Source organism: Streptomyces sp. NBC_01142 (assembly GCF_026341125.1).
Taxonomy (GTDB): domain Bacteria; phylum Actinomycetota; class Actinomycetes; order Streptomycetales; family Streptomycetaceae; genus Streptomyces.
Genome location: NZ_JAPEOR010000002.1, coordinates 201,483 through 213,691, shown reverse-complemented (window position 1 = coordinate 213,691; position 12,209 = coordinate 201,483). Strand labels below are relative to the sequence as shown.

General features: G+C 72.2%; 14 protein-coding genes and 6 tRNA genes. 11 read left to right on the top strand and 9 right to left on the bottom strand.

Annotated features, from left to right (window positions below; genetic code table 11):
* Positions 1-107: 107 nt before the first annotated feature.
* Positions 108-1,031 carry a phosphotransferase family protein gene (locus OG883_RS18320; protein WP_266549161.1) on the top strand — a complete coding sequence of 308 codons (924 nt, stop codon included), beginning with the start codon at positions 108-110 and terminating at the stop codon, positions 1,029-1,031.
* A 68-nt stretch (positions 1,032-1,099) separates the two neighbouring features.
* Entirely contained in the window at positions 1,100-1,387 is a 288-nt protein-coding gene (locus OG883_RS18315; protein ID WP_266542225.1) for a zf-TFIIB domain-containing protein, read from the top strand.
* Positions 1,388-1,591: 204 nt separating this feature from the next.
* Here the strand turns inward: OG883_RS18315 and OG883_RS18310 are convergent.
* The 4 genes from OG883_RS18310 to OG883_RS18295 form a co-directional block, all read right to left on the bottom strand.
* Positions 1,592-1,666, bottom strand: a tRNA-Val gene (locus OG883_RS18310).
* A gap of 18 nt (positions 1,667-1,684) precedes the next feature.
* A tRNA-Val gene (locus OG883_RS18305) sits at positions 1,685-1,756 on the bottom strand.
* A 1-nt stretch (position 1,757) separates the two neighbouring features.
* Positions 1,758-1,831 (bottom strand) — tRNA-Cys (locus tag OG883_RS18300).
* Positions 1,832-1,868: 37 nt separating this feature from the next.
* Positions 1,869-1,941: transfer RNA gene (locus OG883_RS18295), tRNA-Gly, on the bottom strand.
* A gap of 145 nt (positions 1,942-2,086) precedes the next feature.
* On the opposite strand from OG883_RS18295, the gene OG883_RS18290 reads away from it, so the two are divergent.
* Genes OG883_RS18290 through OG883_RS18280 form a run of 3 tightly spaced genes read left to right on the top strand, consistent with a single transcriptional unit; the run spans position 2,087 to position 4,860 of the window.
* Complete coding sequence (locus OG883_RS18290; protein WP_266542222.1) at positions 2,087-3,151, top strand: chorismate-binding protein; 1,065 nt, start codon at positions 2,087-2,089, stop codon at positions 3,149-3,151.
* Positions 3,148-3,978: an aminotransferase class IV gene (locus OG883_RS18285; RefSeq protein WP_266542219.1), complete on the top strand. Its 831-nt coding sequence runs from the start codon at positions 3,148-3,150 to the stop codon at positions 3,976-3,978. The genes OG883_RS18290 and OG883_RS18285 overlap by 4 nt, the downstream gene beginning before the upstream one ends.
* A 42-nt stretch (positions 3,979-4,020) precedes the next feature.
* A complete protein-coding gene (locus OG883_RS18280; protein ID WP_266542217.1) occupies positions 4,021-4,860 on the top strand; it encodes a GNAT family N-acetyltransferase in 840 nt (279 codons plus the stop codon).
* On the opposite strand, the gene OG883_RS18275 is transcribed toward OG883_RS18280, so the two are convergent.
* The gene (locus OG883_RS18275) at positions 4,857-5,381 is read right to left on the bottom strand and encodes a DsbA family protein (RefSeq protein WP_266542214.1); all 525 of its coding nucleotides are present in this window, start codon (positions 5,379-5,381) and stop codon (positions 4,857-4,859) included. The genes OG883_RS18280 and OG883_RS18275 overlap by 4 nt on opposite strands.
* 180 nt (positions 5,382-5,561) lie before the next feature.
* Here OG883_RS18275 and OG883_RS18270 point away from each other — a divergent pair, with 180 nt between their 5' ends.
* Together OG883_RS18270 and OG883_RS18265 are read left to right on the top strand one after the other, a co-directional pair.
* Positions 5,562-6,014, top strand: coding sequence for a hypothetical protein (locus OG883_RS18270; protein WP_266549160.1), 453 nt, complete (start codon positions 5,562-5,564; stop codon positions 6,012-6,014).
* Between the two features lie 103 nt (positions 6,015-6,117).
* Complete coding sequence (locus tag OG883_RS18265) at positions 6,118-6,270, top strand: hypothetical protein (protein ID WP_170146558.1); 153 nt, start codon at positions 6,118-6,120, stop codon at positions 6,268-6,270.
* A gap of 18 nt (positions 6,271-6,288) precedes the next feature.
* Here OG883_RS18265 and OG883_RS18260 read toward each other — a convergent pair whose 3' ends face one another.
* Both OG883_RS18260 and OG883_RS18255 read right to left on the bottom strand, forming a co-directional pair.
* Positions 6,289-6,846, bottom strand: a complete 558-nt coding sequence (locus OG883_RS18260) for a CGNR zinc finger domain-containing protein (RefSeq protein WP_266542207.1) — start codon at positions 6,844-6,846, stop codon at positions 6,289-6,291.
* Between the two features lie 191 nt (positions 6,847-7,037).
* On the bottom strand, positions 7,038-7,451 hold the full coding sequence (locus OG883_RS18255) for an SsgA family sporulation/cell division regulator (protein WP_003959770.1): 414 nt from the start codon (positions 7,449-7,451) through the stop codon (positions 7,038-7,040).
* Positions 7,452-7,641: 190 nt separating this feature from the next.
* On the opposite strand from OG883_RS18255, the gene OG883_RS18250 reads away from it, so the two are divergent.
* Both OG883_RS18250 and OG883_RS18245 read left to right on the top strand, forming a co-directional pair.
* Complete coding sequence (locus OG883_RS18250) at positions 7,642-8,121, top strand: TIGR02611 family protein (protein WP_266542204.1); 480 nt, start codon at positions 7,642-7,644, stop codon at positions 8,119-8,121.
* 80 nt (positions 8,122-8,201) lie between these two features.
* Positions 8,202-8,273 (top strand) — tRNA-Val (locus OG883_RS18245).
* Positions 8,274-8,335: 62 nt separating this feature from the next.
* Here OG883_RS18245 and OG883_RS18240 read toward each other — a convergent pair.
* Positions 8,336-10,999 carry an SCO7613 C-terminal domain-containing membrane protein gene (locus OG883_RS18240; protein ID WP_266542201.1) on the bottom strand — a complete coding sequence of 888 codons (2,664 nt, stop codon included), beginning with the start codon at positions 10,997-10,999 and terminating at the stop codon, positions 8,336-8,338.
* Between the two features lie 35 nt (positions 11,000-11,034).
* Between OG883_RS18240 and OG883_RS18235 the strand changes: the two genes are divergently transcribed.
* Positions 11,035-11,259 carry a hypothetical protein gene (locus tag OG883_RS18235; RefSeq protein WP_266542198.1) on the top strand — a complete coding sequence of 75 codons (225 nt, stop codon included), beginning with the start codon at positions 11,035-11,037 and terminating at the stop codon, positions 11,257-11,259.
* A gap of 39 nt (positions 11,260-11,298) precedes the next feature.
* Positions 11,299-11,370 (top strand) — tRNA-Val (locus OG883_RS18230).
* Between the two features lie 107 nt (positions 11,371-11,477).
* On the opposite strand, the gene OG883_RS18225 is transcribed toward OG883_RS18230, so the two are convergent.
* Positions 11,478-12,203, bottom strand: coding sequence for a 3'-5' exonuclease (locus OG883_RS18225; protein ID WP_266542194.1), 726 nt, complete (start codon positions 12,201-12,203; stop codon positions 11,478-11,480).
* Between the last annotated feature and the right edge of the window lie 6 nt (positions 12,204-12,209).

Here is a 12,209-nt window from a genome sequence, read left to right as displayed (position 1 = left end):
GGGAGACCGTGACCGTATCCGTCGTACACGCGCTCGCCGGCGTCGCTCGCGACGCCGCGCATCTGCCCGCGCCGCATCTGCCCGCGCCGCATCTGCCCGCGCCGCATCTGCCCGCGCCGCGTCAGCCGTGCCGCGCCTGCGGCCGGGACGAGCCCGTGCTCGCGGACCGGTCCGACGGCGCGGTAGTACGGCACGGCACGGCCGTGGCCAAGGCACACGCTCCCGGCACCGACCCGGACGGCCACCGCATCCGGCTCGCCGTCGCCGCGCACCCGCGCCTCGCGGGCATCCTGCTGCCCCCGCTGCCACTCCCGTCCGGCACGCACGACGTGCACGGCCGGCCCGTCACGGCCTGGCCCTACGGCACCCCGGTCGACCCCGCGGACCCCGACGCCGCACCCTGGGAGGACGCGGCGGTCCTCCTCGCCCGGCTGCACTCGGTCGCCCCCGGCGAACTCCCCGGCCCCCTCCCGCCCATGCGCGGGCCCGCCAAGGCCGCCCTGGCCGTCGCGCGGATGAGGGCGGCAGCGAACGACCACCCCGCCGCCGCGGCCTCCCCCGTCCAGCGCGCCTGGGAGCGGCTCCCTGCCTGGGCCCGCGCCGAGGCCCCCGCGCCCCGCAGCGGGACGCTCTGCCACGGCGACCTGCACCTCGGCCAGCTCGTCCGCCACCCCGCCCCCGACGGCCCCTGGCTGCTGATCGATGTCGACGACCTCGGCCTCGGCGACCCCACCTGGGACCTGGCCCGCCCTGCCGCCTGGTACGCGGCAGGGCTGCTGCCCCCGGAGATCTGGCAGCGGTTCCTCGGGGCGTACACCGCCGCGCACGGCCCGGCGGTCCGCGGCGACGCCGACCCGTGGCCCCAACTCGACGTCCCCGCCCGCGCCCTGACCGTGCAGACCGCTGCCCTCGCCCTGGCGAAATCGGCCGCGGAGCAGCGGGATCTCGACGAGGTGGAGGAGATCATGATCGACGCCTGTGCCCGAATTGCGGCCCTCCCGCCCGAGTTGGAGTTCGAGTCGTGGTCGTAGGGTGAACTCATCGTCGCCGGGCATGCATCCCGGCGACGTCGACCGAACGGCGAGGAGCTGAGCAGACCATGCAGTGTCCCAAGTGCCATGCAGCAATGCACACGTACAACCGCAACGGCGTCCAGATCGAGCAGTGCAGCGGCTGCCGGGGGATATTCCTGGACTACGGCGAGCTGGAGTCGCTGACCCGTCTCGAGTCGCAGTGGTCGCAGCAGGCACCGCCCGCGCCGCCCGCCCCACAGGCCTACCCGGCCCCCGCCGCCCCCGCGCCCGCCTGGGGCGCGCCGCACCACGGCGGCCACCACGGCGGGCACTACCGCCAGAAGGGCTTCGGCCGGATGCTCTTCTCCTCCTGAGCCCGGCCGGAGCCCGGCCCGAGCCCCCTGCCTGGGCTTCTGCCGAGCCCTTCAAGAGCTCGTCCTGAACCTGCCCCGAACCTGCCCGGGCTGCTGCGGGCCCGGATCACGCACCTCCGGGCCCGCAACCGGGTCCGGAGGTGCGTGCGACAGGAGGCGCGTACGACGAAGCCCCCGGTCGTCGAGACGACCGGGGGCTTCGGCTGGTGCGCGATACTGGGATTGAACCAGTGACCTCTTCCGTGTCAGGGAAGCGCTCTCCCGCTGAGCTAATCGCGCGGGATCCTTGCGGATCAGTGGACGATACTGGGATTGAACCAGTGACCTCTTCCGTGTCAGGGAAGCGCTCTCCCGCTGAGCTAATCGTCCTTGGAGGTGGAGACGGGATTTGAACCCGTGTAGACGGCTTTGCAGGCCGTTGCCTCGCCTCTCGGCCACTCCACCAGGAGTGCAGGGGCTTCGGGAAAGATCCCCCACTTCGAGCGGACGACGAGATTCGAACTCGCGACCCTCACCTTGGCAAGGTGATGCTCTACCAACTGAGCCACGTCCGCTTGTCGTTTCCGGTCCACTCGCGTGTCCCGGCGACGTGTTGAACTCTAGCGGATTCCTGGGCCAGCACAAAAACGCGTTTCCGCAGCGTGCTGAGGTGTGTTTGCCTTGCAGCAGGTCATCGGCGCCCGTCCTAGACTCACAGACGTGCATGACCTTGCTCCTTTGGCCCGCTTCGGCCGCCTTGTCGCTTCCGACCTGCGCGATGTCACCAGCGACCCCGCAGCGCTCGACTCCGCCGGCTTCTGGGCCGTCGCCGCCGACTTCGAGGGCCGTCTGACCTGCGCCCGCTTCGGAACTGTACGCACCGAGCCGGTGCCCGAACCCGTGCCGGGACAGTGGCGCGGCCCGGCCGCCGACGACTGGACGTCCTCGCTCGACCGCGCTGCGTACATCGCCGGTGTACGCCGTATCCGCGAGCACATCGCGGCCGGCGAGGTCTACCAGGCGAACCTCTGCCGCATCCTGTCCGCACCGCTGCCCGACCCGGCAGCCGCCGACATGGACGCCCTCACGGCACTGCTGGCTCGCGGCAACCCCGCTCCGTACGCAGGGACGATCCGGCTGCCCTCGCACGGCGTGGAGATCGCCACCGCCTCGCCCGAGCTCTATCTGCGGCGTGACGGATACACCGTCGAGTCCGGACCGATCAAGGGCACCGGCCGCACCGCCGAGGACTTGCTGGACAAGGACCATGCCGAGAACGTGATGATCGTGGACCTGGTCCGCAACGACCTGGGCCGCGTCTCTGCCCCGGGCACCGTGAGCGTTCCCGCTCTGTGCGCCGTGGAGGCCCACCCCGGCCTGGTCCACCTCGTCTCCACCGTGCGGAGCGAGCTGACCCCCAAGGCGGGCTGGAAGGACCTCCTGGAGGCCACCTTCCCGCCCGGCTCGGTGACCGGAGCGCCCAAGTCCAGTGCGCTGAAGATCATCGAGGCACTCGAGACGGCGCCCCGCGGCCCGTACTGCGGAGGAATCGGCTGGGTCGATGCCGACCGGGGCACCGGCGAGCTCGCCGTCGGCATACGCACCTTCTGGCTGGACCGCACCGCCCACACCACCGGCACGCCGCTGCTGCGCTTCGGCACCGGCGCCGGGATCACCTGGGGTTCCGACCCCGAGCGCGAGTGGCAGGAGACCGAGCTGAAGGCATCCCGGCTGCTCGCGGTAGCGTCGGGAGTGTACGAGGCAAGCGGAAGGACAGCTGGATGAAGCTTTGGGTCAACGGCGGACTCAGGGATCCCGACGACGCGACGGTGTCCGTGTTCGACCACGGCCTGACCGTGGGCGACGGCATTTTCGAGACCGTCAAGTCGGTCCACGGGCGGCCCTTCGCCCTCACACGGCATCTCGACCGGCTGACCCGGTCGGCCCGCGGCCTCGGGCTGCCGGAGCCGGACCACGACGAGGTGCGCCGCGCCTGCTCCGCCGTACTGGACGCCAACCCCATGGAGCTCGGGCGGCTGCGCATCACGTACACCGGCGGGCTCTCGCCCCTCGGCTCCGACCGCGGCACCGACGGCCCCACCCTGGTCGTCGCGCTCGGCGAAAGCACCAGGCGCCCCGACACCACCGCCGTGGTCACCGTCCCCTGGACGCGCAACGAGCGTGGCGCCGTGACCGGCCTGAAGACGACCTCGTACGCGGAGAATGTCGTCGCGCTCGCCAGGGCGCGCGAGCACGGCGCATCCGAGGCGCTGTTCGCCAACACCGTCGGCCGGCTCTGCGAGGGCACCGGCTCCAATGTCTTCGTCGTACTCGACGGCGAGCTGCACACCCCGCCCGTCTCCTCCGGCTGCCTCGCGGGCATCACCCGCGCGCTGACCGTGGAGTGGGCGGGTGCCAAGGAGACCGACCTGCCGCTCGACGTCCTGGACCGGGCCGAGGAGATTTTCCTGACCTCCACGCTCCGCGACGTCCAGGCGGTGCGGTGGATCGACGGGCGGGAGCTCGCGGGCGCGCCCGGTCCGGTGACCGCCAAGGCCATGCGGATCTTCGAGGACCGCGCTGCCGCCGACCCGGATCCGAAGAGTGCGTAAAACCTGGTGACGGGCGGTCGCGGGCCAGGTACAACACATCTGATGACCACCACCCTGCGGCCGACCGGGCCGATTCAGCACGAGGCGGACGGTGCGCAGGCTCGCACCTACGAGGTCTGCGTGAACAGCCGTCCCGTGGGTTCGATCGAGATCGCCACCTTCCCGGCTTTCAGCCCCACGGCGGGCGCCATCCGCTCGTTGCGGATCGACGAGGCGGACCGGCGGCGCGGACGGGGGACCGTCGCCGCTCTGGCCGCCGAGGAAGTGCTGCGCGGCTGGAGATGCACCCAGGTGCTGACATCCGTTCCGCCCGGCGCCACCGCCGCCCTGCGGCTGACGACCGCGCTCGGCTACACCGAACGCAGCCGCAGCATGAGCAAGGAGCTTCCCGAGGAGCCGCCCGCTCTCCCCGCGCATGTCGAGGGGCGCCCGATGAGCGAGGCGGAGTTCGTGTCGTGGCGGGCCGCGGCCGTCGAAGGCTACGCACAGGGCTGGATCGACCGGGGGCTTTTGCCCGCGGAGGCCCGCGCCAAGTCAGAGGCCGAGCACCGCGAGACCCTGCCCGAGGGACTCGCCACCCCCGGGTTCTCGCTGAGTGTCCTGGTCCACGAGGGCGCGCCGGTGGGCCACCTCTTCGTCGGGCCGCGCGAGGCGCGCTTCGCGGAGCGGGCGTCGTACGTGTACGACGTCAAGGTCGTCGAGGGGCATCGGGGCCAGGGCCACGGGCGTTCCCTGATGCTGCTGGCCGAGCGCGTCTCGCTGGACGCCGGGACGCGCCGGCTCGCGCTCCAGGTCTTCACGGGCAACACACCGGCGATCAGGCTGTACGAGTCACTCGGCTACGAGGCGACCTCCGTGAATCTCGTCAAGCAGCTGCTCTAGGAGCCGGCCCCGGCCTCGGCGAGCAGCCGGTCGGCGATCTCCTCGATGCGCGCCCGCAGCCCCTGCTGGCTCTTGCCGCCGTCGAGGCGCTCGCCGTCGATGACATACGTCGGGGTGCCCGTGACGCCGATCGCCTTGCCCTCGGCCTGGTCGGCGTCGACGATCAGGATGTGCCGCCCGTCGATCAGCGCGGTGTCCAACTCTTCTGCGTCCAGGCCCAGTTCGCGCGCGACCTCGAGCAGCAGCGGCTCGCCCTTCGCCGCGAGGTCCTCGGTGCGCGCGAGCACGGCCTCCACGAACGGCCAGCCCCGGCCCTGCTCGGCCGCCTCCTCCGCGGCCTGGGCGGCGGCGAAGGCATGCTTGTGCTTGTCGAGGGGGAAGTGCCGCAGCCGCAGCTCCAGCCGGTCGCCGTAGCGCTCTCGCAGGGCCCGCAGGTCCTCCAGGGCGCTGCGGCAGTCGGTGCACTGGAGCTCGCACCAGACATCGAGGACGACAGGGCGGGCGGTGGTGGAGTCGCTCATGGGATCAGTCTCCCAGCCCTGATCCGCGGACCCCAACCGGGACCTGGGGAGGAGCCGGCCCCGGAGATCTCCCGGAGATCTCCCGGAGGTCGTGCGGCGCCGTGGCCGCGACGCGGTCCCACGGTGCACGATGGAGAGGTCGTACCCGCCCATGCCCGCCGAATGTGCCTGGAGGACCGGATGATTGCCGAGACCATTTGCTCCGCGGCGTCCGCGGCGGGCCTGGGCATCGCCGCGATCACGGCGTACCGCAAGCGTTTCCTCGCCGCGGCCCGGATCGCCGCCTACTCCCTGGTCCCCCTCGGCCTGGTGCTCACCGGCGCCGTCGAATGGGCCGTGGACACAGCCTTCAGCCCCACCGCCTGGCTCGGCTTCGGCCTGCTCGGCGGCGCCTGGCTGCTGTTCATGACGACCAGGGCCGTCGAGCGGCGCAGCGGGGTGGGCACCCGCAAGGAGCGCAAGGCGGCCGCGAAGGCGGCGCAGCGCGAGGCCGTCACCCCGGCGGCGTCCGCGCCTTCCCTCGGGCAGGCGGCCGGGCGTTCCGCCGCCCAGCCCGCGGCGAAGCCCGGGGCCACCGGTTCCGGCGAGGACTTCAGCGACATCGAGGCGATTCTCAAGAAGCACGGCATCTGACGTATCCGGCCGCGGCCGGAAGCGCGAGATCTGAGGAACTGCCGCACCCGCGGGGCGTGTTGGTCGATCACGAGGCTCCGCGCTGCGACATCATCACCCCGAGATGCTCGATACCTCCCGGGGCCAGGCCCCCGCACCGACCGAAGAGCCGCGTGGCTGCCTCTTCGCGCTCTCCCAGCCGCCCCTGATGATCTTCCTCGCGGTGATCGGCTTCCTGCTGCTCATGGCCGCGGTACACGACCTCTTCGTGCTGTGAGGAGTCAGCCCGTGATGATCAGCCGGCCGCTTCCTTGCGGCGCGCGCGGTACGCGGCGACATGCAGGCGGTTGCCGCAGGTGCGGCTGTCGCAGTAGCGGCGGGAGCGATTGCGCGAAAGGTCGACGAAGGCGCGCCCGCAGTCCGGCGCCTCGCAGCGCCGCAGCCGCTCCTGCTCGCCGGCGACGACGATGAAGGCCAGCGCCATCCCGCAGTCGGCGGCGAGATGGTCGGCGACCGAGGCGCCCGGCGCGAAGTAGTGCACATGCCAGTCGTAGCCGTCGTGGTCGGTGAGCTGCGGTGTGGTCCCCGCGGCCGCCACCAGCTCATTGACCAGCTCGGCCGCGGTACGGCTGTCGGGCGCCGCGAAGATGTCCGCGAACTGTGCCCGTACGCCCTGTACCGCCTTGAGGTCCCGCTGGCCGAGCTCGCCCACGCCGCTGACATTGTGGTTCTGCACGAAGATGTACAGCGCCGCGACGTCCGCGAGCCCGTCGTCCTGCTCGCTGTCCGGTGCGGTGTTCACCAGATCGACGACGGTGTCGAGGGCGATGCGGGTGTCGTGAGGGATCAGCACGATTCGCTCCCTGGCCTGCTGCGGGCCGGTGCCCGCCGAATTGCGCTGACTCTAGCGGTTCGTGCCCGGAGCGCAGCGGCGCCGTCACCGCGGTGGATTCCGCGGTGCCGGCGCCGGTGTCTGCCATATGTGGCTGTCCGCGCGGCGCCGTCTCCCCGAGTAGGACGGCGCCGTGCAGCTCTCGGCCTGGCTCAGCTTTCGGCCAGGATGTGCGAGAGCTCCGTGTCGAGATCGAAGTGACGATGCTCGGTACCCGGTGGCACCGCGGCGTCGGTCCGCTTCAGGAACGACTCCAGGGCCCGCGCCGGGGCCTCGAGCAATGCTTCGCCCTCCGGGGAGCTCAACGCGATGCAGACGACGCCCTGGCCATGACTACGGGACGGCCAGACTCTGACGTCACCCGTGCCGGTGGGCCGGTGCAGCCCTTCGGCGAGAAGATCGCGGGCGAATACCCACTCGACCGTCTCTTCGGCTCCGGTGTGGAAGGTGGCGTGCACGGCGTAGGGATCGGCCGTGTCATACCGCAGGCCCGCGGGTACAGGCAGTGAAGACTCGCTCGATACAACGAGGCGCAGGTGCAGCTCGCAGCTGACCGTGGTGTTCATAAGCGCCAGGGCCTTTCGCTCAGTGTGCGCTCGGGGATTCGCACGTCGGCGAAATCGACATGCCACCTACGGTGCCGTTGTAAACCCCTCTGACCGTTTTGTGATCCTTCATGTCGCTCGTACGGCGGTGCGTCACTATGTGTTATACGGCCATTCTGGTGACGGGGTTCAATCCGGTAGGTTTGGCTCCATGAATGCGGAGAGTGACGAGCAGGCAAAGGCCGTCGGAGCGACGGATCCGAAGCCTGCGACGGGGGACGTGACGGGAGACGTGGTGGACGTGGTGGCGGCGGAGGATCCCGAGCTCGGCTCCAAGGCGCCCCACTTCATCAAGCGGTCCAGGACGCTGCACCTGAGCTGGCAGGTCGGCGTGTTCGTCGTCGGCCTCGCGGTCGTCGGCGCCGGCATCGTGATGCTGCCGCTGCCGGGACCCGGCTGGCTGGTGATCTTCGGCGGTATGGCGATCTGGGCGACCGAGTTCGTCTGGGCCCAGCTGGTGCTGCGCTGGACCAAGCGCAAAGTGACCGAGGCGGCTCAGCGAGCCCTCGATCCCCGGGTGCGCAGACGGAACATCATCCTCACCACGATTGGTCTCGTGATCATTGCGGTGCTGGTCGGAATCTACGTCTGGAAGTTCGGGATCGTGATGCCCTGGAAGATCAAGGAGTGACCTGAAAATCGTCCGGGGGACCTCCCCCCAGCCTCCGGCCGGGGGGACCCCCACCATGGGGTAATGTTTGCGATGCGCCCGGGCGATTAGCTCAGTGGGAGAGCGCTTCGTTCACACCGAAGAGGTCACTGGTTCGAACCCAGTATCGCCCACCCGGACCGAAGGCCCGGAGACTCGAAGTCTCCGGGCCTTCGGCGTTTCCCGGCCCTGACGCTCAGTGCATCCGGCCCAGGGTGTCCCGCAGCCTCCGGGCATCGCGCAGCCGCTGCTCGTAGGTCGCGCCCACGGCGAGGAGCAGCAGGCCGGCCAGCGCGGGCGGCAGCCAGCGGGGCAGCGCCCCGACGACCTGGACGACGTACGGCGCGAGCTCGTGCAGTGCATCCAGTGCCAGCACCGTGCCGCCGACCACCAGCAGCGCCTGCAGACGCAGCCGGGCGCCGGCGAGTGTGAGCGTCAGGGCCGCGAGGCCGAGGAGCAGCGGACGCAGCCAGTGCTCGTCGCCCCAGGCGGCGATGAGGCTCGGCAGCAGGGTCGCGGCGAGGCCGGGGCCGTACGCCGTCCAGGAGGACGTCTGCGGGTCGTGGCGCCGGCGCAGCACGCCGACGACGAGCGCCGGGACGGTCACCGGCAGGGTGTACGCCTCCGGTGACGCGACGTCCCAGGCGACCAGCCGCACCCAGGTGGCGAGGACGAACAGCACGGCGGCGAGATACCCGGCGGCGGGGCGGCGCTCGCCCCGTACGGCGGTGCCCGCGGCGATCACGCCGCAGAGCGCGAGCACCACGGCCAGGGCCGGCATGTCCGGTACGGCGAGGCCGACGGCGAGGAGTCCCGCCGCGGCCCCGGTGAGCTCCAGGGGGAGGGCGACGGGGTGCCGGCCCAGCCGCGCGCCGAGGAGGGCCGCGGCGGCGGGAACGGCGAGGATCATCAATGCGGCCCGGTGGGGCGGGAGCCCGACGGCCGCGGCGATCGCGCCGACGAGACCGGTCGCGAAGACGGTGGCGCTGCAGGCGAGGACGGCCTGCACGGAGGAGGCCCGGGCGGCGAGCGCGGCGGCCACGAGCGCGGTGACCAGAGCACTGAGCACCGCGAAGGTGGCGGGGCGCGTGGCCAGGGCCAGCAGGCCGACGCTGACGGCGCCGGCGAGGCCACAGGCCAGGGCGAGGTCCGCGCCTGCCGGGGCGACCCGGGCGATCCGGCCGGGTCGTACGGCGAGTACCAGGGCGGCCGCAGCCAGGAGCAGCTGGAGCATCACGGTGGCCGGGTAGGCCAGATCCAGCGCGGGCGGCAGAACCCACAGGCCCGCCCAGGCGAGAGCGATGCCCGCGCCGGCGATCGCGCCCCGCCGATCAGCAGCCGGGACTGCGCCGGTGCCCGGGCCGGTCAGGTGCGCGGTGGCTCCCGGGGCGCCTGTGACCTCGACGCCGGGCGCGTCGGGGCGGCCGGTTGTGTCCGTGCTGGTGCTCGGGTCGCCCGTCGGGCCGACGCTGCTTCCCTCCGCGTGGCCGGAAGGGCGCGCTGCCGTGCCGGCGGCGTGCGTGGTGCTGCCCGGGGCGGGGGTCGGGCGGCCGTTGCCGGGTGCCCCGGCCGGCCGGGCGTTCCCCGCTGCCGTTGCCGGCTCGCGGCGGGATGCCGCAGTCAGGACCGCCGCCACGATCAGCAGAACCAGCGGCGCGGAGGTCAGGCCCGACGCGGGCAGGTCGAGTGCGAGCGCCTCGCGGGCGCCGGACGGGGCGTCCGACCAGATCGTGTCCAGCCGGGTCACCGGGCCCAGCAGGGTCAGGGCGACCAGAGGCAGGGCCGAGACCGCCGCCATGGCGTGGACCGCGGCCGCCGCGCCGGTGAGGCCGTGCATCACACGGCGCGGTATGCCCGCCCGTACGGCCCCCAACAGAGCGACCGCGCACAGCAGATAGCCCAGAACGGACCAGCCCTCCGGCACCGCGGCGCGGACGACGCCGCCCACGGCCGCGATCACCGTAAGACCGGCCACGGCCGAGGCGGCGACAGCCGCCGAAGGTGCGCGCCAGGCCGCGAACAGGGCCACCGCGGCCGCACAGAGCAGCAGCACGGCGGGCGCGGCCGCGTCGAGGGGAGCTTCCGCCGATACCGACTGCCAACCACCGATCAGCAGCGCCCAGCCACCCGTCGCCGCAGCACCGAAGCCGGCGATGGCCCGCACGGCCGCCGGCTTTGTCCACAGCGCGACCGCGACATCGAGCGCGGCGGTCGCCAGCAGAGCCCACTCCATCGGCGGCGCGCCCGCCCCGGCGGTCAGCGCCCAGAGCGGGAGGGGGAGTTGCGCGGTCAGGAGCGCCGCCGGCAGCGGGATCCGCAGCCGGCCGAGCGTCACGCCGTACACCGACCAGAGCGCGGCGAGTCCGGCCGAGGCGAACGCCGCGTACCCGAGCCCGTCCGTCCCGGGCAGCGCCACGCGGTGCAGCGCGTACGCGTCCAGCACCATCAGCACCAGGCCCAGCCCGGCCAGCGACTCCGCCGTCGAGACGAGCCCCCGGCGCAGCAGTGCGACCGGCGCCGCAAGCGTCGCCACGGTCACCGCGCCGAGCACGGCGGAGCGGCCGCCGATGCCCAAGTGGCCCCAGCTGACCAGGGTGAAGGCGATCGCGGCGATGGTCAGCAGGATGCCGCCGAGGGTGAGCAGCACGTTCTGCACATTAGGCGGGGACGTCTCGGGCGGTGGCGCGACGAAGGGCCGTGCGACCGGTACCGGCGACGCGGTGGCTGCGGTGACGCGTGTCTGCATCGCGTTGAGCAGCCACGCCCTGCGGGCCAGCAGCTGTGACCTGCGCGCCTCGAGCTGACTCAGCTCGCGGTCGAGGAGTGCCAGTTCCTCGGCGGGTGGCGGAACGTTGTTCATAGTCCGGGAGTGTGGCCGCCGCCACATGCCACGGCATGGGTTGGGATACTCACTTCCCGGATGAGTACGTCCCCGGAGTCACTTCCGCTGCCGAACTGCTCGTCACCGCCCCCGCCCTGCGGCGCGACCCGGCAGCCGGGGTGCGCAAGCCGCCGGTGAGGCGGCCGCCACTGGCGTGCCGCCCGGTCCTCGTCGCAGGCCGTGCTGTGATGATGCGCGAGGGGCGGCGCGGGTTCACGGCGTACCTCGGCGGAGTTTGAAGGAAACCCGCAGGGGCCTGTATGGTTCAGTCCGTTCCCGGGCGATTAGCTCAGTGGGAGAGCGCTTCGTTCACACCGAAGAGGTCACTGGTTCGAACCCAGTATCGCCCACCGGGAGAGGCCGGTCCGTCAGCTGACGGACCGGCCTCAACGCATTCCGGGGCAGCCGCTGTCACCGGAGCCCGCTGTGCGGGGCGCCGAGCAGGGCCTCACCGGACTCAGGCGGCCGCGGGGAGTTCGGGCCGCAGCGGCCACGCGGGGTCCACCGCCTCCGGAGTGCCGCTGCGCGCGAACCACGCCTGCAGCCCGCGTGCCTGGGCCGCATGCCACACCGCCTGCAAGGTGTGCAGTTCCGGAGGCGACAGCCGCTCCATACGGGAGGCGAAGCGGTGGCCCAACGCCCGCACCACCTCCAGTGCCGCCGTCGCGTCGGCGGCCGCGTCATGGGCTTCGTCCAGCACCACCTCGTACTGCGTGCACAGATCGGTGAGCGTGCGGCGGCCCTTGCGGTAGCGGTCCAGGTGCTTGTCCAGGACCCGCGGGTCCAGCACACACAGCGGGACGTGCTCCAGATAGCGGCCGAGCGACGAGGCGCGGTGGCGCCGCAGTTCGCGGTCGAGGATGGTCAGATCGAAGGGCGCGTTCATCACGACGAGCGGGCGCCCGGCGGCGCACTGCTCGGCCAGCGCCCTGGCTATCTCCTCCACCACAGGCGCGGGCCAGCGGCCGTTGCGCTGCAGATGGTCGTCGGTGAGCCCGTGCACCTCGGTGGCACCCGCCGGCACGGGCACCCCCGGATTGATCAGCCAGCGGGTGACCCGCGGCCGGCCGCCCGTCATGTCCTGGACGACGACGGCGGCCGAGACGATCCGGTCCCCCTCGACGTCAACTCCTGTGGTCTCTGTGTCAAATGCGGCCAGGGGGCCGTCGTACCAGAGCGTCATCCCCGA